This is a genomic window from Paenibacillus sp. FSL M8-0212 (assembly GCF_038004645.1).
Classification (GTDB): domain Bacteria; phylum Bacillota; class Bacilli; order Paenibacillales; family Paenibacillaceae; genus Paenibacillus.
Genome location: NZ_JBBORP010000001.1, coordinates 6,439,764 through 6,461,989 on the forward strand (window position 1 = coordinate 6,439,764; position 22,226 = coordinate 6,461,989).

General features: G+C 46.2%; 16 protein-coding genes. 5 read left to right on the forward strand and 11 right to left on the reverse strand.

The window, feature by feature from the left end; genetic code table 11:
• Nucleotides 1-22: 22 nt before the first annotated feature.
• Nucleotides 23-5,245, reverse strand: a complete 5,223-nt coding sequence (locus MKX68_RS28010) for an S-layer homology domain-containing protein (protein ID WP_340915067.1) — start codon at nucleotides 5,243-5,245, stop codon at nucleotides 23-25.
• Nucleotides 5,246-5,698: 453 nt separating this feature from the next.
• On the reverse strand, nucleotides 5,699-7,255 hold the full coding sequence (locus tag MKX68_RS28015) for an ABC-F family ATP-binding cassette domain-containing protein (protein ID WP_017688769.1): 1,557 nt from the start codon (nucleotides 7,253-7,255) through the stop codon (nucleotides 5,699-5,701).
• Nucleotides 7,256-7,452: 197 nt separating this feature from the next.
• Here MKX68_RS28015 and MKX68_RS28020 point away from each other — a divergent pair, with 197 nt between their 5' ends.
• Nucleotides 7,453-7,926 carry an SET domain-containing protein gene (locus MKX68_RS28020; protein ID WP_338594325.1) on the forward strand — a complete coding sequence of 158 codons (474 nt, stop codon included), beginning with the start codon at nucleotides 7,453-7,455 and terminating at the stop codon, nucleotides 7,924-7,926.
• Between the two features lie 231 nt (nucleotides 7,927-8,157).
• On the opposite strand, the gene MKX68_RS28025 is transcribed toward MKX68_RS28020, so the two are convergent.
• Genes MKX68_RS28025 through MKX68_RS28040 form a run of 4 tightly spaced genes read right to left on the reverse strand, consistent with a single transcriptional unit; the run spans nucleotide 8,158 to nucleotide 12,694 of the window.
• On the reverse strand, nucleotides 8,158-8,778 hold the full coding sequence (locus MKX68_RS28025; protein ID WP_235200736.1) for a DUF1349 domain-containing protein: 621 nt from the start codon (nucleotides 8,776-8,778) through the stop codon (nucleotides 8,158-8,160).
• 37 nt (nucleotides 8,779-8,815) lie between these two features.
• The gene (locus MKX68_RS28030) at nucleotides 8,816-10,162 is read right to left on the reverse strand and encodes a dihydrolipoyl dehydrogenase family protein (RefSeq protein ID WP_340915071.1); all 1,347 of its coding nucleotides are present in this window, start codon (nucleotides 10,160-10,162) and stop codon (nucleotides 8,816-8,818) included.
• A 50-nt stretch (nucleotides 10,163-10,212) separates the two neighbouring features.
• The gene (gene opuFB / locus MKX68_RS28035) at nucleotides 10,213-11,727 is read right to left on the reverse strand and encodes an osmoprotectant update ABC transporter permease/substrate-binding subunit OpuFB (RefSeq protein WP_340915073.1); all 1,515 of its coding nucleotides are present in this window, start codon (nucleotides 11,725-11,727) and stop codon (nucleotides 10,213-10,215) included.
• Nucleotides 11,720-12,694: an ABC transporter ATP-binding protein gene (locus MKX68_RS28040; protein ID WP_340915075.1), complete on the reverse strand. Its 975-nt coding sequence runs from the start codon at nucleotides 12,692-12,694 to the stop codon at nucleotides 11,720-11,722. Before MKX68_RS28040 ends, opuFB begins: the two co-directional genes overlap by 8 nt.
• A 254-nt stretch (nucleotides 12,695-12,948) precedes the next feature.
• Between MKX68_RS28040 and MKX68_RS28045 the strand changes: the two genes are divergently transcribed.
• Nucleotides 12,949-13,311 carry an iron-sulfur cluster biosynthesis family protein gene (locus MKX68_RS28045; protein WP_338594318.1) on the forward strand — a complete coding sequence of 121 codons (363 nt, stop codon included), beginning with the start codon at nucleotides 12,949-12,951 and terminating at the stop codon, nucleotides 13,309-13,311.
• Between the two features lie 462 nt (nucleotides 13,312-13,773).
• A complete protein-coding gene (locus MKX68_RS28050; RefSeq protein ID WP_017688779.1) occupies nucleotides 13,774-14,547 on the forward strand; it encodes a M15 family metallopeptidase in 774 nt (257 codons plus the stop codon).
• 134 nt (nucleotides 14,548-14,681) lie between these two features.
• Here MKX68_RS28050 and MKX68_RS28055 read toward each other — a convergent pair whose 3' ends face one another.
• The gene (locus MKX68_RS28055; protein ID WP_017688780.1) at nucleotides 14,682-14,921 is read right to left on the reverse strand and encodes a hypothetical protein; all 240 of its coding nucleotides are present in this window, start codon (nucleotides 14,919-14,921) and stop codon (nucleotides 14,682-14,684) included.
• 130 nt (nucleotides 14,922-15,051) lie between these two features.
• On the opposite strand from MKX68_RS28055, the gene MKX68_RS28060 reads away from it, so the two are divergent.
• Nucleotides 15,052-15,684 (forward strand): nitroreductase family protein, encoded by a 633-nt coding sequence (locus MKX68_RS28060; RefSeq protein WP_074094845.1) that lies wholly within the window; start codon nucleotides 15,052-15,054, stop codon nucleotides 15,682-15,684.
• 247 nt (nucleotides 15,685-15,931) lie between these two features.
• Here MKX68_RS28060 and MKX68_RS28065 read toward each other — a convergent pair whose 3' ends face one another.
• Nucleotides 15,932-17,092, reverse strand: a complete 1,161-nt coding sequence (locus MKX68_RS28065; protein ID WP_340915078.1) for a leucine-rich repeat domain-containing protein — start codon at nucleotides 17,090-17,092, stop codon at nucleotides 15,932-15,934.
• 166 nt (nucleotides 17,093-17,258) lie between these two features.
• On the opposite strand from MKX68_RS28065, the gene MKX68_RS28070 reads away from it, so the two are divergent.
• Nucleotides 17,259-17,717: an AraC family transcriptional regulator gene (locus MKX68_RS28070; protein WP_340915080.1), complete on the forward strand. Its 459-nt coding sequence runs from the start codon at nucleotides 17,259-17,261 to the stop codon at nucleotides 17,715-17,717.
• A gap of 96 nt (nucleotides 17,718-17,813) precedes the next feature.
• Here MKX68_RS28070 and MKX68_RS28075 read toward each other — a convergent pair whose 3' ends face one another.
• The 3 genes from MKX68_RS28075 to MKX68_RS28085 form a co-directional block, all read right to left on the reverse strand.
• Entirely contained in the window at nucleotides 17,814-19,058 is a 1,245-nt protein-coding gene (locus tag MKX68_RS28075) for an aminopeptidase (protein WP_340915082.1), read from the reverse strand.
• 223 nt (nucleotides 19,059-19,281) lie between these two features.
• On the reverse strand, nucleotides 19,282-20,874 hold the full coding sequence (mbcS, locus tag MKX68_RS28080) for an acyl-CoA synthetase MbcS (RefSeq protein WP_445671096.1): 1,593 nt from the start codon (nucleotides 20,872-20,874) through the stop codon (nucleotides 19,282-19,284).
• A 265-nt stretch (nucleotides 20,875-21,139) separates the two neighbouring features.
• Nucleotides 21,140-22,144, reverse strand: coding sequence for an aldo/keto reductase (locus tag MKX68_RS28085; RefSeq protein ID WP_091016774.1), 1,005 nt, complete (start codon nucleotides 22,142-22,144; stop codon nucleotides 21,140-21,142).
• Nucleotides 22,145-22,226 lie beyond the last annotated feature (82 nt).

The following is a 22,226-nucleotide window of genomic DNA, read 5'->3' on the forward strand; positions in this document are numbered from 1 at the left end:
ACGCTACGATTCTGGTGTATCATCATTTCTTCCATACCAGTTTGCTCATCATCGCATATAACAACGTAGCCGATTCGGCTCGGGTTGCTTCGGCAAGTGGTTTCACCTCACCGTTGTACCCGTGGGCGATGCCCAGATCCACAAGTAATGCTACACTATCCCGGGCATAAGAGCGAATCTCGGAAGCATCACGGAAACGAGTAAGGTTATCTGCTCCAGCCTTCTCGGAGTCAACCAGTCCAGCCGCCGCAAGTGCCCTCACTGTTAATGTCATCATCTCCTGACGAGTGATCGTGGACTCTGGCAAGAAGCGCCCGTCACCTGTACCACTGGTGATACCTAGCGAACGCGCAGCTGTAACGGCTTCGTAATATGGAGCCTTTTCGTTTACATCAGAGAACGCATTCCCGGAAGAAGCATTCAAGCCCAGCGCAGTCATCAACCACTGCATGTATTGGCCGCGGGTCATCTCCTGTTTTGGATGTAACTGCGTGGAATCACCACTTGCCTCAGCATCAATTACACCTCGGACAGCCAAAGCCTCCATTGCTTTCTTGGCCCACTGCACTTCTGCAAGATCTGCGAATGTCTGCTCCACAGGCACAACAGCATAATTTCCTGTGAGTGATGTTACGGAAAATACAAGCTGCCCGCTTTTTTGATCGTAGTAACTTTGCGGCAATGGTGTTGCCACATCGTTCGCACCAATGGCAAATGCTACAATCCGATCCTGCTGAGCATTTTGTGATGATTGGAATGGCAGACGAAGTATTAACTGGCTTTCCGATGGCCATGGTTGACCATCCAGTTGAAGTTCAAGCTGGACTCCATATTGCGTGCCAAGCTGATCTGCGACTGTTTTTGGTAACTCCGTTCTGACCAATCGGATTGATGCAACCCCATCACCAACGATATCCTTCGTTAACAGTGTCGCAGGAAGCTCCAACATCCCCAGCTCTGTAACAATGTTGAACACATGTGACTCACCCTGATCTATTAACGCAGAGACAGGCAGAGATACTTCATATGCCGTTGCTCCCGAAACCGGCTTCAGCCGAAGTTCAACCAAGCGCTGACCCGCATCTGTTGAGGGTGCAACTTGAAAAGCCTCTTTAATCGTTGAAACATCCACGTTGGACTGCACTACACCCTTCTGGTCAGACTGTCCCCGCAACTCCAGAACAGTACGGTCTTTCTGTGGCTCAGGTTGTGGTGAAGAATTCTCTTCACCTGGGCTACCACTTCCTGACTGTTGGCCATTGTTGCCTGAACCAGAATTATTTCCTGGATTACCACCGGAATTGCCACCTGGACTACCGCCCGAACCAGGGTTACCTCCGGGGGAAGGAACATACGCGGGTACCTTCACCGTCAAAGGCACAGTCAGAGCTTTACTGTCGTCAGAAGTTCGAGTTATTTCCAACGCAAGTAGTACCGTTGTTTCCTTTGATGGCGGGATAATCGTTCCATCGGTTTGAATGACAGCCGGTACCGAACTGGAAGCGATTGTCACCGTGAAACCTTGCGGCACTACCGGTAACTTCAGTTTCTTTGCACCTGCAGAAGGCTGTTCCAGTTCCGTAATGCCTGTAGCTACATCGGCAGCGGTCTGCTGGACCGTAAGTACCTGATATGCGGCAGATAGACCGCTCACGGATTGCCCAGACGCATCAAAAGCTTCCACTTTGTAATAGTAATCTGTGCCGGGGTTTAACTCACTGTCCTTGTATTCTCTCAAATTTCCGTTATAGACCACTCTATACTCACCTTGCTCACGATCTGAGCGGTAGAGCTTGTAGCTTGCTGCACCAAGACGTGCATCCCAATGAAGCGTTGCGCTCGTTGAATCAAGCGCCTCAGCATTGAGGCCAGCACTCTCATTGGCAGGTGGTTCCGCATCTGGTTTAACGATCATAATCCAACTAATCATCGGGTCCTGCGATGCCGTGTTGCGCACGGTCAGTTCCAGCTTGTTGTCTGACACACTAATACCTTTGTGCGCTCTCACACTGGCAGGTGTAAAAGTAACTGCACCGGTATTGGTGCCATTGATGATGAAATTCGCTCTGCGTGACGCATTAGTCCACGGATCGTTGAATCCGGCGTACACGTCGTATGTCCCATTCGGCACATCAAATGTATAGGTTAAGTCCGTGCCTTTAGGAGAATTGCTGACATTGCCACCGTTCAGATAACGCACGGTCGAGAATATATCCCCGCCATTCGAACCGGATGCCAGTGCATCTGGGCTGACATACCCCCAATTACGTCCCTCTGCCGGAACGTACATCTGATCCGCTATTCCGGGGTTCGCAAGTGTTCCTTTCATATAAGCGCCCATGAGACTGTAATCAGCAGTTTCATAACCTCCGCTATTCACAAAATAAAGTGTATTCTCTGGAATGACGTTTACACGGACCGCCTGTTTTTTGTTGTTATATTCCGGTGTCGTTACCTGTAACGTGAGCGGTCCAGGCTTAGCAAAATCTTCCGCCGTCATAGCCCGATTATCAATCGTCCATACTGCTGGCGTTGACACCAGTTCATCCCCGTCGCGCACATTTAATGTGGTTGGCAGGGATGGCACTTTGCCAAGCACTACAGCTTCTGGCAGCGGATCAGCGATATCCACCTTGCCCATTGAATTCAGCAGGTCAGGCGTCCAGCTGTTATACCACTTTATCGCGATGTCGGAGCCTATTCCAAACTCAATTGGCAAGAACACGTATTTTGCAGCGTCATTCGAGAAATTGCCACCGTTCCACGTATCCCCTACGTAAATGAATTTGCCTTTTTCCGGATCGACCGGAATGACGGATGTAGTCTGGGTGCCAAATGCTTTGCCTGGATCGGGATCGCTCTGCGACGTACGTACAAACGGATTGGTCTGCGTTGACCAAGGCCCGAAAATATTGTCCGCCACCGTCACTTTGTTTTCGTTAGGGGCCCATCCGGAAGCTCCGGAGGTTAATATATAGTATTTACCCTGATACTTGAACATCGCTGGCGCTTCGCGTTGCCCTCCAGGGAACACACGCACGTAATCGACGCCGTATTCCGCCTGATAGGTGGAATCACGTACCGGATTGCCTTTGTCATCCGTTCGTCCTTCCTTATGCCACCCTGTTACGTCACTGTAGTCTTCAGTCAGTTTGGAGATATACAGCGTCAGGTTTTCCTCACTGGAGTAGATCAGATAGCCAGTGCCGTCATCGTCCTTAAATAGTGTCATATCACGAGCCATCCCCACATCACTTGGGAAGTAATCTTTCTCTCCTTCGGGGGTTCTGTCCATTCGGTAACTCTTCTGATACACGAAAGGCCCTGTCGGAGAGTCGCTGATCGCGTAACCAGCACGCGCTTTACCGTAGTTTGCATTATCGTTATAAGGGTCCTTGTCGCCATCCATGTGGGCCCACATCACGTATTTCTTCGTTTTGTCGTTGTAGATGACCTTCGGTCGTTCAATGATCCGTCCTTTGCGAATATCTGCCCAGATATCCACCTTGTCTTCGCGTCCTGCATACAATTCGGAAATCAATGGGTCATTGTCAAAATCATCCATGGATTGAAGCGTCGTTAGAGCCATGCCCTCGTCTGTCCAGTTCATCAGATCCTTGGATGAATACACACGCACACCAACAGCTGGCCAGCCGCCCTTATGATATTCGCCATACCAGTAATAGGTCTCCGTCTGTTCATCATAGAAAAAGCCAGCCCCATGCGCATCAATCGGCTTGCCGTCCAGATCTGGCCACAATTGCCCTGGTGTAATGCTTGTACGAACTGTGGCAACACCCAGCGGTGTGGATGCTGGAGAAGTTACGCCGTCCACGGTCGCCTGAAGGATGTAAAAATATCCTGTGCCCATCGTCAGACCACTATCGTTAAACGTGCTTTCATTGCCACTATAGACCTGCTGATACGTACCCGTAGCACTGGTAGACCTGGAGAGCGTATACGTTACATCAGATCCAGCAAGGGCATTCCACCCCAGAGAGATTGAAGTATCCGTCACAGCTGTGGCAGCAAACTCTGCAGGAGAGTCAATGGAGTACGTAGTAGCTTCTGCAACGGAGAATGCTGACTCACCAGCTGCATTAAAGGCCGTCACACGATAGCTGTAGCGGGTGCCCGGCTCAAGTGCAATATCCGTAAATGTGAGCCCTTTCTCTTCATAGATTTGCTCGTATTGCTCACTGCCAGCTTCGGCCCGAACCACGCGATAACCCGTTGACTTGTCCACGGCGGACCAAGATAGCTTCACGCTCGTTGCGTTGAGTGCTTCGGCCTTTAATTCGCCAGGAGCCTGTGGTGCCGCCGCAGTCGTCCGAACTTCCAGCGGAGCAGTCCATAATGATTCGGTTAGGCCTCCGTATTCATAAGCCAGCTTGTAATAATACACCGTATCCCCGCTTAATCCTTCATCCGTGTGTCCCAAAGTCCCGGTATTGGTTACCAGAGAATAACCGCCTTCAGGCGTAGAGGAACGGTACAGGCGATAGGCTGATGCACCTACGATTTCAGACCATTGCAGTGAAACCGAAGACGCCGTCTGCTCCGCAATGGAGAGCTGAATATCGTTCCCAGGCGGCTGCTCCGCAATGATCACGTCATCTGCATGTACCGACTGCCACTTATTCCGAATGCCCACGGTACCTGACCCGTATGTAGTATCGACCAGATCAAATACTAACCGATCGGAGCCGTTTTCTGCGATATATCCACGAATGTTGGTACCTGATAACACCACTTTGAGCGTGTACCACGTATTTTTGGCAAACGCATAATCCACCGTTTTCAGAGGTGTGTCTGATCCGTTCACACGTTTGGAGAAAACGAGTTTATTATTGGGGACCTGCATTTGAAAATAGTAAAAGTTGCTCTTATCCTGAAACCGCGGCAATATTCCCGGATACCCCTGACCGGCTCCCGTATAAAAGCGCATGGACACGGTCATGTCCGACATGGAGTCTCCAGTAGAAATGATGCCTTCATTGGTATCGCTCTGGAAAAGCGTGGAGTTGGACGCATCTGTCGGGTCAGAAATCACTTCCCAGTTGCCTGAGCTTACGTTCCACGCAGGTGATTCCGTGTAATCCCCATCCGAAAAATCGTCCTGCAGCAACGTGGCGGGTATACTGTTCAGATCGGCATACGCCTTACTCGGCAGCAACAACGGTCCGGAAGACAGCGCAAGTGTTGCAGATAACATAAATATCATGGGTTTCCTGAGTTTATCCAATGTTCATTCTCTCCTTTGACGTGAAAGATGAAAGCATGGTTCTTGAATACGCGGTGTTGTTGTTCAGCCTATCCTCAGCAACCAGTGGTCAGTAACGAGCGTTTGTCCACCTCCTTATTTTAATGAAACCGGTTTCATTGAAGTGCAAAAAAAGACCCGTCTTCCCTTCTAAGTGCAATGATACCCATACGGAATACCGTGTTTTCTTTGCCCCTATGCAGTGAAACAGGTTTTTAGTATATAAATGTAATCGCTTTCCTGAATTATATTATTGCCTTATTCAAGCTGTCAACTGTGAATTGGGCTCAAACATCTTTCGTTAAAACCACGCAAAAAAGGCGCGAGTTCTGCCTGTTTTGCAAGCAAAATTCGCGCCTTTTCTCACGCTTCGAGCTTATTCGCCAGCTCGCACGTGATTCGTAATCAAAACCGGACTTTTTGAACAACCTCTGTTTAGAATACTTTTGTTGTCCACGACTCACAGTTCCAAGTCTCTGTAACTACATCGCGGTAGAATTCCGGTTCGTGGGAGATCAGAAGAATACTGCCTTTGTAAGCCTTGAGCGCACGTTTCAACTCTTCCTTGGCATCAACGTCCAGATGGTTCGTCGGCTCATCGAGCACAAGCAGGTTGGTTTCATTATTGATTAGCTTACAGAGACGCACTTTAGCTTTCTCGCCACCACTTAGTACAGCTACCTTGCTCTCAATGTGTTTTGTAGTCAAACCACATTTAGCAAGTGCAGCACGCACCTCGAATTGGGTATAGGAAGGGAACTCCTGCCAGATCTCTTCAATACACGTATTGTAGTTGGCATCCTTCATCTCTTGCTGGAAGTAACCAATCTCCAGATGTTCACCGCGTTGAACGGTTCCTTCCAAAGCCTGAATTTCACCCAAAATACTGCGCATCAGGGTTGTTTTACCGATTCCGTTCGCACCAACAAGGGCGATCTTCTGCCCACGCTCCATACGCAGATCCAGTGGTCTGGACAACGGTTCGTTGTATCCAATTACAAGACCTTTGGTTTCGAAAATGAGCTTGCCGGATGTTCTTGCATCACGGAAGTTGAACTGCGGTTTCGGTTTCTCCTTGGCGATCTCAATGACATCCATCTTGTCGAGTTTCTTCTGTCTGGACATCGCCATATTACGTGTAGCTACACTTGCTTTGTTACGCGCTACAAAATCCTTGAGATCAGCAATCTCTTGTTGTTGGCGCTTGTACGCCGACTCCAGCTGCTGTTTTCTCATCTCATGCACTTCCTGGAAATGATCATAATCGCCAACATAACGAGTTAGATTCTGGTTCTCCATGTGATAGATCAGGTTGATTACACTGTTCAGGAACGGAATATCGTGAGAAATGAGGATAAATGCATTCTCATATTCCTGCAAATAACGTTTCAGCCATTCGATATGCAATTCATCCAAATAGTTCGTAGGCTCATCGAGGAGCAAAATATCGGGTTTTTCCAGCAGCAGCTTGGCAAGCAGTACTTTGGTACGCTGTCCACCACTCAGGTCATTGACGTCTTTATCCAGACCGATATCCGTCAGACCCAGACCACGTGCGGTTTCATCCACTTTGGCATCGATCATGTAGAAATCCTGGTTTGTCAATGTATCCTGAATCGTACCCACATCTTCAAGAAGTTGTTCAAGTTCCTCCGGGGTAACATCGCCCATTTTGCCATACATATCATTCATTTCCTGTTCCATGTCGAACAAATACTGGAACGCGCCGCGAAGTACGTCACGGATCGATTGGCCTTTATTCAATACAGCATGCTGGTCCAGATAACCAACACGCATCCGTTTGGACCACTCCACCTTGCCTTCATCCGGCTGAAGTTTTCCTGTAATAATGTTCATGAAGGTGGATTTACCTTCACCATTGGCCCCGATCAGACCAATATGTTCGCCCTTCAAGAGGCGGAATGAAACGTCGTTAAAGATAGCACGGTCACCAAAACCGTGACTTAATTTTTCTACATTTAATATGCTCATTCATGACACCTTTTCTATATAGACTTAATTCTTTGTATATTATAAGCGTTATATCCTGCACAACTCAACGCCATATTCAAAAATATTGCACCTTTTTGTCTGAAATTTGCCTTATATGAAAGTATGGGGTAAAATTTTGCCTTAACGAATTACTACTATATAGAACGGAGCTCTTCGAAGAGCATCAGGTGAACAATATGATTGAAGTGAAACAATCCAAGTTGGGTGATGGTAGTGAGTTTAACCGCGGGGTATTTGCTACCGTTGATATTGCCAAAGGAACTCTTATCCATCAGGCACCCGTTGTGCCTTACCCAAATGAAGATCATGAGCATGTCGAAAAAACGATTTTGGAAGATTACGTGTTCGAATACGGGGCGAATCATACCGCCATTCTGCTCGGTTACGGCAGTCTGATCAACCACTCCTATGAACCTAACGCTACTTACGATATCAATTTTGATAACCACACCTTTGACTTCTACGCGTATACAGACATCAAAGCTGGCGAAGAAATCGTGATCAATTACAACGGTGAGGAAGACAGCATGGACCCGTTATGGTTCCTGGATGATTACGAGGAGCGTATGCTTGAGTTCAATAAGTCCAATGATGATGAGGGTGAAAAAGAGACCGAACCCCAGTCCCTGGATACGGACACGAGTAAATAAACGTTAAACTCAAGTAAAGTTTGCAAGCACTCTGTTGTATGTGCGAAAAGAACTCACTGACCCCGGTGAATGATCAAATGAGTACCTGGAGTACTCTTCATGGTCCAAAGTTTAAACACAAAAATAAGCAAGTCCTCCATGAATGGAAGACTTGCTTATTCGTGTTGTCTTGCTTTCTAAGCCAGATACACCTGTTCATGTTTCATGGTTTATCGTGCATCTTAACTTTTTTTAATCCGTAATCGGCGGATCTGTATGCAAGTCTTGATCGGGTGTCGTGGATCTCCACTTGGTAAAGGCTACCTCAAAGCCTGCACGCTTTGGTGAACACAAAAATGGACCTGCGTGTTTGTTCGTTGGATAGGCAAACCGTGCAACCCGAATCGTACGCCAAGGATGCTCATCTGTGCGAGCACGAATGACAACAGCCTCATTACTGTAGGAGGCTCTGATTGTTACAATTCGTCCACCCCACTCTGGCACCGGAGAGAGCGACCAATCCGAATACGTATCCGTCACGACAGCTCCGACATGTGCCACGCCATCGTTGACCTCAACTCCGGCCTTGATCCATTGGTCTTCTCCGTACCATAACATTAATCCCGCCTGATCATATAATTCGGTGAATGAGCTTAGATCAAACGATACCTCAATCGCTTCCGTTCCGTCCCATGGAGCAAGCATGGCATGTCCATCCCGATGACAGAACCCGTAGAATGTGTTCTCCCAGAAGTCACTGCCTTCCCGAGCTTCCACAACGAAACGATCCCCATCCATCCGTGCAGCAACGGGTTCCTTAGTCCACTTGCCTTCATGAAGCCCAATAAAATCCGATGACATCGTTGTTTTCATCCTTCCTTCCGTCCCAAAGGGGAGTTCATCATCACTTCTAAATTAAAGAACCCAGGTCCGATGCAGCAGTAGGATATGCAAAATTCATGGTGTTTAACTGATCGATAGTCAGATTGAACTGAATCGCCATTGCAAAAAGGTTGATCAATTCTTCTGTTTTGCTCCCGAGCACATGCGCGCCCAGAATACGTCCGGTTGATTTATCGATCACCACTTTGGCCATGGCAAATTTTTCATGAGTTCGCTTGTAAGTATACCATTTCGACATATCATTTACCTGCACCTCGTAGCCCTCTTTCTTGGCTTGTTCCGTGCTCATACCTACAGCTCCAAGGGCAGGGACAGTAAACACAATGGAAGGCATCACTTTATAATTAGGTTGGTGTTGATTCCCCTCCAACAAATTGAACGATACAGCACGGGATTCCTGACCTGCTAACGGGGTCAAGGGCAACCCTTTTGTATCGGTTACATCACCAGCAGCATACACTCTCGGATTACTTTCACTTTGCAAGTACTCGTTCACCGTAATCCCCTTTTTGCTGTAGCTGACGTTGGCTTTCTCCAATTCCAGCCCATCCACATTAGGAACACGTCCGGCTCCATGAACGACAAGTCCACACTGCCACTGGTGATCAGCACCATTGCGTGTGCCATGAACGACATATGAGTTCCCCTCTTGCCGTATGGAATTTACCTCCGCGTTCAAGTGAACATGAATGCCGATCTCTTTTGATTTTTGCAACAAACATTCTACAAGCTCCGCATCAAACGACTTCAGAGGCTGTTCACTCCGATGCAGGATATGGACTTCCGTCCCGGCTCTGGACGCAATATGCGCAAACTCAAATGCAATGTATCCACCGCCTACCAGAACTAAACGATCCGGCAGCTGTTCCAGATCCAGAAAGTCATCACTATATATAAGATGCTCTGAGCCCTCAATCTCAAGTGGCGCAGGTCTTGCACCAGTAGCAATCAGGATGTGTTTGCCATGGAGCACTTCTTCTCCAACTTGAATGTGGTCTTCATCGACAAATGAAGCTTTACCATGGAATGTGTCCATTCCTGCCTGTTTGAATTTATCCTCGCTTGCTCTAGGTATGCTCTCGGTAAAGGTACGTTTAAAGGCCATAAGTTCAGACCAGTTGATGATCGCCTGTCCCTGAATTCCTTTCCCTTGCATCCGTTCATTCCAGTCAATCAGCTCCGCCGCTCCAGCCAGCACTTTCTTGGGATCACAGCCGCGCAGTGCACACGTTCCGCCGAACTCACGTTCATCAATTACAGCGATTTTCCAGCCAGCTTCAGCGCAACGGGTGATTACAGAGCTTGCCGCGCTTCCTGTGCCAATCGCAATCAAGTCATACGTTTCTTGTGTCATCATGGTTCCTCCTCTTCCTTTTGTTACATCTATTGTTGGGATACACAACGTTAAAGCAACCCAGCCTGTTTAAGGTACTCCCTAGCCACCTGCTCGGGATTCGCTCCATCCACGTTCACGTCATAGTTCATCTGACGCATCTCGTCATCCGTAATTTTGCCAGCAAGCTGATTCAGCACCTCAACCAGTTGTGGATATTGATCTGCCGTTTCTTGACGAAGCATCGGCGCGCCTTGATACGGTGGGAACAATTCCTGATCATCCTCCAGCACAACGAGTTCATATTGTCTCAACTCACTATCTGTGGAGTAGGCATCTACGAGATTGATATCGCCACGTTGAACAGCACCATAGCGAAGCTTCGGTTCCATTGTCGCAACGTTCGGAAATTCAATCCCATACTTCTTCTGAATGCCTAGGTAACCGTCTTCCCGATCCGAGAATTCCAGGGTGAATCCTGCCTTCATCTGCTGTTCCACTGGCTTGAGATCCGAAATAGTCTTGAGATTGTATTGATCTGCGATGCTCTTTGGAACGGCCAACGTATACGTATTGTTATAATCCATAGGTTTCAGAAGCACCATGTTGAACTGGCTCAGCATTCCGTCTCTTGCCTGTTCGTACACCTCAGTCCGATCGGTACTCACTGCCGTTTCCTTCATGAACTCGGAGATCGCTGTCCCGGTAAATTCGGGATAGATGTCAATATCACCTGAGTTGAGTGCATTAAAAAGGAATGGCGTTTTGCCTAATCCGGGTTTTAGTTCAACGGTCAGGTCTGTATCTTTTTCGATTAGCAATTTGTACATATTAATGAGAATTTCGGGTTCAGCTCCCAGTTTGCCAGCAATCACGAGATCCTTCTGCCCTCCACGTGCCAAGAAGGGAATGGTAATCACAAGTATCGCGATTATTGCCAGCGAACCAAGGGTAACCAGTGTTTTCTTGAAGGATAACCGCTGGAACTGACGTAATAGTACATCAAACAAAATAGCCAGCAAGGCAGCCGGAATGGCTCCAAGGACGATCAGTGCCGTATCGTTCCGATCAATGCCCAGCAAGATTAATGCACCCAAACCTCCTGCGCCGATCAAGGCAGCAAGTGTCGCCGTTCCTACAATCAGGACCATAGCGGTCCGAATTCCAGCCATAATAACAGGCATCGCCAGTGGCAGTTCCACTTTGATTAGACGTTGCCAACTATTCATGCCCATCGCATTAGCTGCTTCCACCATGGAAGGATCAACTTCGGATATGCCTGTGTATGTGTTGCGAAGTACGGGAAGCAACGCATACACCACCAATGCAATAATTGCAGGAAGTGTGCCTATACCGAATAACGGGATGAGCAATCCGAGAAGCGCCAAGGAAGGTATCGTCTGCAACACAGCCGTAACCCCGATAATGGGTTCAGCCACTCTTGGTTTGCGTGTCAGGTATATACCTAGCGGAATAGCGATGAGGACAGCAAAGAACAATGCGATAAATGAGATCTGAATATGTTCCAGCAGAGCAGACAACAACTGACCTTTGCGCTCACTGAACACCTCCGTGAATCTATTCATGTCCTTCACCTCGTTCCTGTAACTGACCAGACCAGTATTTCATCAGATCAACTCGACTGATCTCGCCAATAATCTGGCGGTTACGTTCAACCAGCAGATGGTCATGGGAAGCCATGATATCAACTAACTCCGTTAACGTAATGGATACAGGAACGGCGGTTTTGGCTGATTTTGGCACATGACCCGGTGAGAGTGGTGACATGATGGATTCGAGATCAAAATCAGATTGTGAAATCGTATCGGCGTTAGGACTTCCAACAAATTCACGTACGAAATCATTAGCTGGCTGTCGGATCAGTTCTTCCGGGGTGCCTACCTGCAAAACCTGTCCATCCTTCATGATGCAGATGCGATCCCCCAGCTTCATCGCTTCCTGAATATCATGGGTGACAAACACAATTGTTTTTTTCATCTGACGTTGGATATCCAGAATATCGTCCTGCAATTTCTCCCGACTCATTGGATCGAGTGCACTGAACGGTTCATCCATCAAAACTATCTCGGGATCGGCAGCGAGTGCACGCAACACACCAATTCTCTGCTGTTGTCCTCCAGATAACTCGGACGGTTTACGCTCACTGTACGTATCTCCGTGCAAACCCACCATGTCCAGTAACGTATGTACACGCTTCTTGATTTGAGCTGACTTCCATCTTCGCAGTTCAGGAACAACCGCAATATTTTCGGCAATTGTCATATGCGGGAATAGTGCAATCTGTTGCAGTACATATCCGATATTCCAGCGCAATTCGTGAATGTTGTATTCATCGATTGGGCGTTCATTAATGCGCACTGTTCCATCTGTTCGCTCAATCAGGCGATTGATCATTTTGAGCATGGTGGTTTTGCCACATCCACTCGGACCAATCATGACAAACAGTTCTCCCTTGTTAATGTTGAGGTTAACCTGACGCAAAGCCGTTGTTCCATCAGGATATTGTTTCGATACATTTTCGAACTGAATCATTCGCTCTCTTCGCCCCTTTATCTAGGGCGTGTTTCAGACACGCCCTAACATTCATCTTCATCTATTTCCCCAAAAGTGTGTTCGTATAATCACTGCTCCGGATAATGATGTTGCTTCAATCATTTTCACTACAGCTATCTGTTCACTAAAAAATAATGCGTTGATCTATGTCGATAGTGGTATAATATTGGTAGTCATTGAGAGTATGAATTATCCTTTCACCACTTTTTTCATTTATAAAGGAGTGTACCTATATGTATATTCAAATTACAGATTTGGCTGCAAAACGATTGACGGAAAGCCTGAATGACCAACCCGGATATTTCAAAGTGATCTATGACTTGGAAGGTTGCGGATGTAACGGAGTTATCGCTATTATCATTGTTGATGAACTTGCGGCTCTCGACGCGCAGATTGAAACCAATTTGGTTCCGTTCTATGTTGATCCGAAGCAGCAGCTGAACCTAGAACAACATATGAAGCTGGATACGGAAGAAAATTATCCTTCTTTCAAATTAAGCAGTGATTCCGGTGTGCTCAGCGGCAATGTTCGTGTTCGTGACACGCGTGCCGTAACTGTGGGAAGCTCCGGTGGATCTGACGCCTGCATGTTGTAATACAGTCTCTAGCTTACTTGAAGTAATCTAGCATTATCTTTCTTCACATCAAAAGCCGTTGCATCTAATGCAACGGCTTTTTTAACGTTCTTTTCCTTATATGCCTCTATCAGAGTTGCAAAAAAGACTCTATAAAAGATGAACTAAACATTTACACGAAACGGAGAGGACAGAAAGAACCTGAAGAAACGAAGTGTTCGCCTAAAAGCTTTCTGAAAGAAAACTGCTTCGTAAGCATACGCTATCCCAAGATTTTCCCCTTATTAAGGGGAATTCATAAAATCAGGGGATAACAGCGATCGGAAGGTTGTTCTGTCATCGTAGTGTCCAGTGTAAAAATCTTTGGTTCAACTAATATAGCAAACTTTGTTTACAACTCGGAAACAATTGGAGAACCTATGGATATAATCCTCTAGTATACTCGGTATATAGATTCATATAATCCGAGGAGGAACACACATCATGAAATCTTTTACTCGTAAATCCATCATATCTACAATTCTCGTAGGCTCTGTTGTAGCAGGTTCTGCTTTTACTACGTTTCCTATCACTTCAAGCCTGAATCCCGTCGCGTCTGCTGCAAGCTCTAGCTTCACTCAATTTCTGCATGATAATGCACCTGGTCGTACGATCAAAACCATCAAAAATGTGGCAACCGTGACCAATGTGTCCAGTACAGTTGTACTTGTCAATAAAAAGAGAAATCTGCCTTCAACTTATGCACCTCAAGATTTGGTTGTACCTAATATTCCTTTTAGCTTCTCAGGCTCCAGTCCGAAGAAACAAATGCGTAAAGTGGCTGCAACCGCGATTGAAAAATTATTTGCGGCTGCCAAAAAAGACGGCATCGATATCAAAGCGGTGTCTGGCTATCGCTCTTATGCGACCCAGAAATCGATCTTTGACCGTAATGCCAGCATCAAAGGTGAAGCTGTTGCCAATAAAACAAGTGCTCGGCCAGGACAAAGCGAACATCAGACTGGTCTAGCCATGGATATCTCCAGTGCTTCGGCTGGTTATGATCTTCAGCAAAGCTTCGGCAACACCAAAGAAGGCAAATGGCTGAAAGCCAATGCCCACAAGTACGGATTCATCATCCGTTATGGCAAAGATCAGGAGAAATTGACCGGTTACTCCTATGAGCCATGGCATGTACGTTATGTCGGAGTATATATTGCTGGTGAGATTACCAACCAGAAACTTACGCTGGAGCAGTATTTGGAACGTGCCAAATAAGGCAGTTATGAACCCAAAACTTAGACAGTTACTTCATTAGATAAAAGAAGCGTGACTATAGATAACATGACTGAAGGAGAAGATGGGGCCGCAACTGGCCCTCTTCTGCTTCAATCTTTCATTTACACCCCTCGTCATGTCCCAACGATTTTTCTAAAGACCAGTGGCAGTCTCTTCAGGCCTTCTGTTCCAGCCCAAGAGCCTACGCCAGCAAGTATTGCATTATGGCACAAATAAAGTGCGACATTGTACACGATAGGGCCTAGAATAATCTCCACAACTACAAAACGTTTTAACGTCGAAGATTGGATCACATATACCCGAAATTCATGAGGGTCATGTCCTCCCATATACCTTGCGATCAATGCTTTCATGAATCACCTCTAGTGTTTTATTTTAGCGTATGGCAGACAATCCTTGTCTTATTCTAAAATAATACTTACATAAAGTAACTAAGTGTGTTATAGTCAGTTTATAAATTATACATAAGCGAGGGAAACCACCATGAGTGAGTTGGAGAATCTAGTCAAAAACCGTAGATCGGCCGTTATTTTTGAAGAAGGAATTGAAATTTCAGATTCGGAACTACAAGAGATTTTTGCCCTGAACAAATTTGCACCATCTGCCTTTAACCTGCAACACACGCACTATCTTGTGATTAAAGATGAGGAACAGAAAGAGAAAGTCTATGAAGCTTCCCAGCAATATAAAGTAAAAACAGCTTCTGCGGTCATCGTGGTTCTGGGCGATGTTAACGCACATCATCATATCCGCACCATTAACGAAGGCTTGCTGAACCTGGGCGCTCTTACTCCGTTCCAATACGAGCAGGAATCCCAAAGTGTCACTGAATTTTACGAATCTCGGGGCAGATTCTTCCAACGTGAGGATGCGATTCGCAATGCCAGCCTGTCTGCCATGCAATTGATGCTGATCGCTCAGGATCGCGGTTGGGACACTTGTCCAATGATTGGCTTTGACTCCGAAGAACTGCAAAAGAGTTTGGAAATCCCTAACCATTATGTACCAGTTATGCTGATCACCATCGGCAAAAAGTCGGAAGCCAAACAGCGCCCGCGCGGTTACCGTAAACCAATTAACGAATATGTTAGCTTCAACAAAATGCACGCTGAGTAACATATAATATAACAATTTATATAAGTTGAACTAACATTTTCACGAAAACGGAGAGGACAGAAAAAACCTGAAAAAGCGAAGCGTTCGCCTTTATCCCCGGATTTTCCCCTTTAGAAAAGGAATCGAATAAAATCTGGGGATAACAGCGATTGGAAGGTTGTTCTGTCATCGTAGTGACAGTGTAAATAATCTTTAGTTCAACTTATATAGCACAATAACACAGCAAAAAAGCCACGATCTCGTGGCTTTAGTACGTTTCATAGATCAACGTATCCAACATTTGAAATTCATCGTCAAACTCGGCATATATGTACAGTCGACCAGCTGGTGTATCCCCCGCATCATAACCCAATCGAAGGTATTGATCTTCCTGAAATTCTGCATCAGCCAAAATCAATGCATTGATATCCTCGTCCGGATGAGCCTCGGCAATGGTTTTAAGCGCCTGTTCACCAAGCATGTCCCACCGTTTCCACGTCTCTTTCATATATGGGGACAATATTTCCATCTCTGTCTTGGTTGAAACCTGTGCAGTGACTACCAGTTCTTTATCCTGAATAAGTAAGCTCATCTGATAGTTGGACATCGAGACGTCATACTGAAACACCCCCATACCCGGAACTTCATGATTGGATTCAAATATTAGATTGTCTGCATACTGCAATCTTTCCAGCTTGGGATTAAGGCTATAATCTAACTCGGCCAACTTGTTCTCTGAACAGTACAGCTCTTTCAGTTGCACGTTATGGCGAATATCCAGCTTGCTAATATGGTTGTTAAAACACCGGACACTCTCCAAAACCAAATTCGAACGAAGATCCAACTGTTTAATATGGTTGTGGTTACAACGAAGTTCAAGCAAGTTGGGACAACCAGTTACATCAAGTTCCAACATGTAATTGTTGGCGCAATCAAGTCGCCGCAGTTGGTTATTGTGTTCAAGTTCAAGTGAGAAAAGAGCGTTATAACTGCAACTAAGTTCCTCCAACTGCTCAAGGGGCTCCGAAGCCAGCTCAGATAACATATTCCAATGACACTCCACCGTTACAAGTTTGGGATTATGAGAAAGATCCAATTTGCGAAGTCGATTAAAACTGCAATCCAGCACTTGCAAATCCGAATTAGAACTGAGGTCCAGTGTAAGAAGTTGATTCTCTCTGCAACGTAATGTCCTCAGCTTGTGGTTCTGAGCTAGATCCAAACTTCTCAATTGATTATAGGTACAATCCAACTCTTGAAGATCCCTGAAATACTCGATTCCGTCAAGACTGCTAATATTGTGATTGGAAAGTTGCAATGTCTCAACCTCACAAACGTCACTCTCCTGAATGAAATCCCGCTGATTACAAAAACGATCCAACACAACTTGCCTGAAATGTTCATCCGTGAAGGCATAAGTAATATCCATGTCTAATACCTCCCCCTCTCGTTTTGCTCAATTGGAACAGTCTTCCAACATATTATCCCTATTCTATGAGTTTCGTCGCCGAGATTCAACAATAACCTAAGCAAATTCTTTTATACCATGTTAGCATCCAACTTGTAAGAGAAACCATATTGAGAGGAAGAATTCCATGCAAATGTATATCGAAAACCTCCCGTCATATCGTCTTGCCTATGTTCGACAAGTGGGTCCTTACGGTCCAGCCAATGCTCAAGCGATGAATACGCTGAAACAATGGGCAGACAAAAATCAACTGCTTAATGAAGCAGCAATTCTACTCGGTATTCCCCAGGATGACCCGGCGAGCACACCTCCTCAGAACTGCAGATATGATGCCTGTATTGTTATCACTGAATCTGAACGTCTGAAAGATGATTCTATTGAGTTTGGCGAGCTATCAGGCGGAGATTATCTCATCTGTATAGTAAAGCACACGGCAGAAGCTATTCAGCAAGCATGGAATATGATCATCCCTCATTTACAAACAAGTGGTTATCAGATGGACAACAAGCCGGTTATAGAACGATATCGTTGGGAACTGCTTAATCAGCATTATTGCGAGATATGTGTGCCTGTAAGACCTGTGTAATTCATGTTATGAAGAAACAAAAAAAGCGACTTCAAATTGAAGTCACTTTTTTTGTTAACGATTGCTACTACTAGCTAGTTAAGACTTGTTAAGATATTAAAATGCCCAATTGCCTTTACGGAATACCGGCTCGATTGTACCGTCTTGTAACTCACCATCGATATCCAGTTCAGCGGAACCGATCATGAAATCAACGTGAGTCAAACTCACATTGCACTCATGCTTCAGCAACTCTTCGTTCGACATCGTTGTGCCATCTTTCATATTGAATGGATACGCACTTCCCACAGCCAAGTGGCAAGATGCATTTTCATCAATACCCGTATTGTAGAAAATGCGATTCAGGTTGGAAATCGGGGAGTCATGTGGTACTAGTGCGACCTCACCCAGATAACGTGCTCCTTCATCGGTGGCAAACAGGTTCTTCAAATGTTCTTCACCGGATGCTGCCGTAAACGCTACAACCTGTCCATCCTTGAATGTGATTCTCATCTGGTCTACCAGTTGCCCGTTCAGGTTCAAAGGCATGGTGCTGCTAACATATCCATTCACTCCGCTGCGCTTAGGCATGGTGAATACTTCTTCAGTCGGCATATTGGCGACCGTGTATACACCTTGTTTATTTTCGCTACCACCGCCACCCCAGATGTGGTTGTGGACCAATTCAATTTTCAGGTCTGTACCTGGCGCACGGTAATGCAGACTCTTATAGTTCTTTTTGTTCAGGAGATCACTCATGGTATTCAGGGTATCCAGATGTTCTCTCCAATTTTGTACAGCGTCTCCGCCATCCACACGGTTCATTTTGAAGATCGTTTCCCACATCACGTTGATTCGGTCTTCTTCCGGGATGTCGGCAAACACTTTGTTCGCCCAAGCCTTGGTCGGTGCCTTGATCAGACACCAGCTAATTTCATGATTACGTGTGTATTTTGAGTACCCTTTACGTGCCTGAGCAGCCGCTTTGGTTGCCCGGGACACGCTGTCGGAGTCAATTCCGTTATACAGTTCAGGATCTGGAACTTTGATCGTCAGGGTAGCGCCGCCTGCTTCTGCAAACTTCTCCATCATATCCGCCTTCCAGGCTGGATAGTAGTCAAAGCTGTCATTGGAGCCATGTTCAAAACGACTGCGGGTAATGTTGTCGTCATCAAAGTCCACTTGTACATAGTTTGCACCAGTCGCATAGGCTTTTTGCACAATCAGACGTGTGAATTCAAGCGTTTCGATGGGTGCAGTGACGAGCAGATCCTGTCCTTTTTGAATATTCACGCCAACTTTGACAACCAGTTCTGCGTATTGTTCCAATGACTTTTCAAAGGTTTGTTCAAATTGACTCATGGTTGTGTTCACTCCTGTTTCAAATTTTAAGATGACTCGGAATCTGCTGAGTGGCCGTTACAGCGAAGGATCGTTCTTTAGATCGTCGTTGTCTCCAAATTTTCTTCATCGTATTTTCAAAGGTTAAAATTAGGAGACAAATACGAACGCTATCGCTTCTTCAGAATCGATTCCTTCTCTTCCACTACGCAGGCTTAATTTCCAAAATTCTATACAAAATGATTTAACTATTTCGTTTTTCTTGTTCGCGCAACTCGATCCGGCGGATTTTACCTGAGTTTGTCTTCGGCAGATCCGTAACAAATTCGATCTTACGTGGATATTTATAAGGTGCTGTGATTTCTTTGACGTGGTGCTGCAATTCACGCATCAGTTCTGGTGAAGCCAGCGAAACATCTCGCAGTACGACAAATGCTTTCACCACATTGCCACGGATCTCATCCGGACTTGCAACCACCGCGCATTCCTTCACACTGGCGTGTTTCATGAGTGCTTCTTCCACTTCGAATGGTCCAATGGTGTAACCCGAACTGATGATGATATCGTCACTGCGGCCTTCAAACCAGAAGTAACCTTCTTCGTCTTTACGTGCACGGTCCCCTGTTACAAAATAATCGCCACGCTGACTCGCTTCCTTCCGTCCCTCATCCTGATAATAGGACTTGAACAAAGCTGGCATCTCTTTGTGTACCGCGATATCTCCCACTTCACCCGCAGGCACAGGTTGTCCCTCTTCATCAATAATTTCAATCAATCCAGGTGTAATCGACTGACCCATGGAGCCAATACGTACAGGTGCATCTTTGAGACTGCCGATTAACAACGTGCTCTCGGTCTGTCCATATCCGTCTCGAATAGTCAGGTCGAAGTGACGCTGGAAGATTTCAATAACTTCCTGGTTGAGCGGTTCCCCCGCTGAAACTGCACTGCGCAGATGGGACAGGTCATAATGTCCAAGATCATCGGCTTTGGCCATCAACCGATATTCGGTCGGTGTACAGCAAAGGACATTAATCTGATGTTCCTGCATCAGTTCCAGGTAACGCTTGGGCTGGAATGATCCGTTGTAGACCAGTCCAGTCGCGCCTCTTCCGAGTACCGACAGGAACGGGCTCCAGATCCATTTTTGCCAGCCAGGTGCAGCCGTTGCCCATACGGTATCTGAAGGTTGAATATCCAGCCATAATGAAGAAGCGATCCGCAGGTGGGCATATCCCCAACCGTGGCTATGTACAACTCCTTTGGGATTACCTGTTGTGCCCGAAGTATAAGCAAGGATAGCCGTATCATCACGGTGTGTTTCCACCGCAGCCATCTCATCGGGTTGATTCTGCATTAACTCATGCACATTGACCCAACCTTCAGCAGGTACGCTAACTTCTCCATTCGGTGATGCCACGATGCGATGTGACAGTGATGGCAGATCCGCGTCCATCTTTTCCACTTCCGAGGTCGTCTCGGACCATACAATAACAGCCCGCGCCTCAGAGTGACGCAGACGATATTCCAGATCTTTTGCCCGTAACATCTCGGAGGAAGGAATAACGGCAATCCCCAATTTCAGACAAGCAATATAAATGACATAGGCAATAATACGGCGTGGTACCATGACCAACACCCGATCACCCTTCTCTAGTCCAAGTTCACGCAAACCTCCAGCAAGACGATTCGCCTGCTTGAACAAATCACCATACGTGATCTCTTCCAATTCTCGTTGATCGCTGAGCCATCTAAGTGCAATCCGGTCTGATGGATGATTCTCCATCTCGGATGTCAGGTTATAGCTTTCAGGCGAAATCCACTGTTCAAAGTTCAAATGGAGCCTCTCCTTCGTAGTTCAAATGTATAGCTTCTATATATTATACCCTAAATCCTAGGACCAGGTGCTATGAACTAGGCTCATTCCGAAAAAATAAACATAGGTCAATTAATGAACTATTATAATAGATCTTATCCTATAAAGAAAATGACATATACAAAATGGCGCCTTCCTGATTGATCAGATAGGCGCCATTTCATTTTTCATTTATATTACATTAGTTTTACCTAACTATAATTTTCACACAGCTATACTGTGTATGTTACCACGGATAATTACCCATTCCGTCCAAAATGCTTTCGATCTCATTCAACTCTTCCGTTGTCAGATCCGGTGCCTGGAGGGCAGCTACGTTTTCTTCAATCTGGGACACACGGCTTGCACCAATCAGTGCGGAGGTAACACGGTTACCACGCAAAATCCAGTTCAGAGCCAGTTGAGAGATCGTCTGTCCTCTTCTTTCTGCAACCGCCTGAAGTGCATCGAACTTGGCAATCCGTTCGTCTGTGTATGCTTCTTTTTTCAAATTACCTGTTGGATTGGCTCGTTCTTCCTTGATCTTGTCGACATATTTATTCGTCAACTGACCGCGGCCAAGTGGACAGAATGCAATGGAACCTACTCCCTGCTCATCCAGTACGTCTTGCAAACCGTCTTCAATCCAGCGATTCAGCATCGAGTAGTTTGGCTGATGAACCAAACACGGCGTTCCCAGTCGACGGAGAATGGTTACCGCTTCTTGCGTCTGTTCTGCATTATAATTGGACAAGCCCACATACAGAGCTTTACCTTGCCGCACGATGTGATCCAGTGCCGTCATCGTTTCTTCCAACGGTGTATCCGGATCTGGACGGTGATGATAGAAAATGTCCACATAGTCCAGCCCCATCCGACCAAGACTTTGATCCAGACTGGCAATCAGGTTTTTGCGGGAACCCCATTCGCCGTAAGGTCCACTCCACATATGGTAACCTGCCTTCGACGAAATGAGCAGTTCATCCCGGTAAGGACGCAGATGTTTTTTGTAAATCACACCAAAGTTCTCTTCCGCTGATCCTGGAGGTGGACCATAGTTATTCGCCAGATCGAAATGATTAATTCCGAGGTCAAAGGCACGTAAAATCATTTCTTCCTGAATATCCAATGTGCGGTTGCCACCAAAGTTCTGCCATAAACCCAGCGCAATTTGCGGCAGTCTGATTCCGGATTTGCCGGAACGTACATATTTCATCTCATCATATCGTTGTTCACTCGCAGTATAGGGCATCGTTATTCTCACTTTCCTGTAAGGTTTGTTGAATTCCTTTTCATCTTAGACATTTTCCTGGAAAAACGATATGGCATTTCAC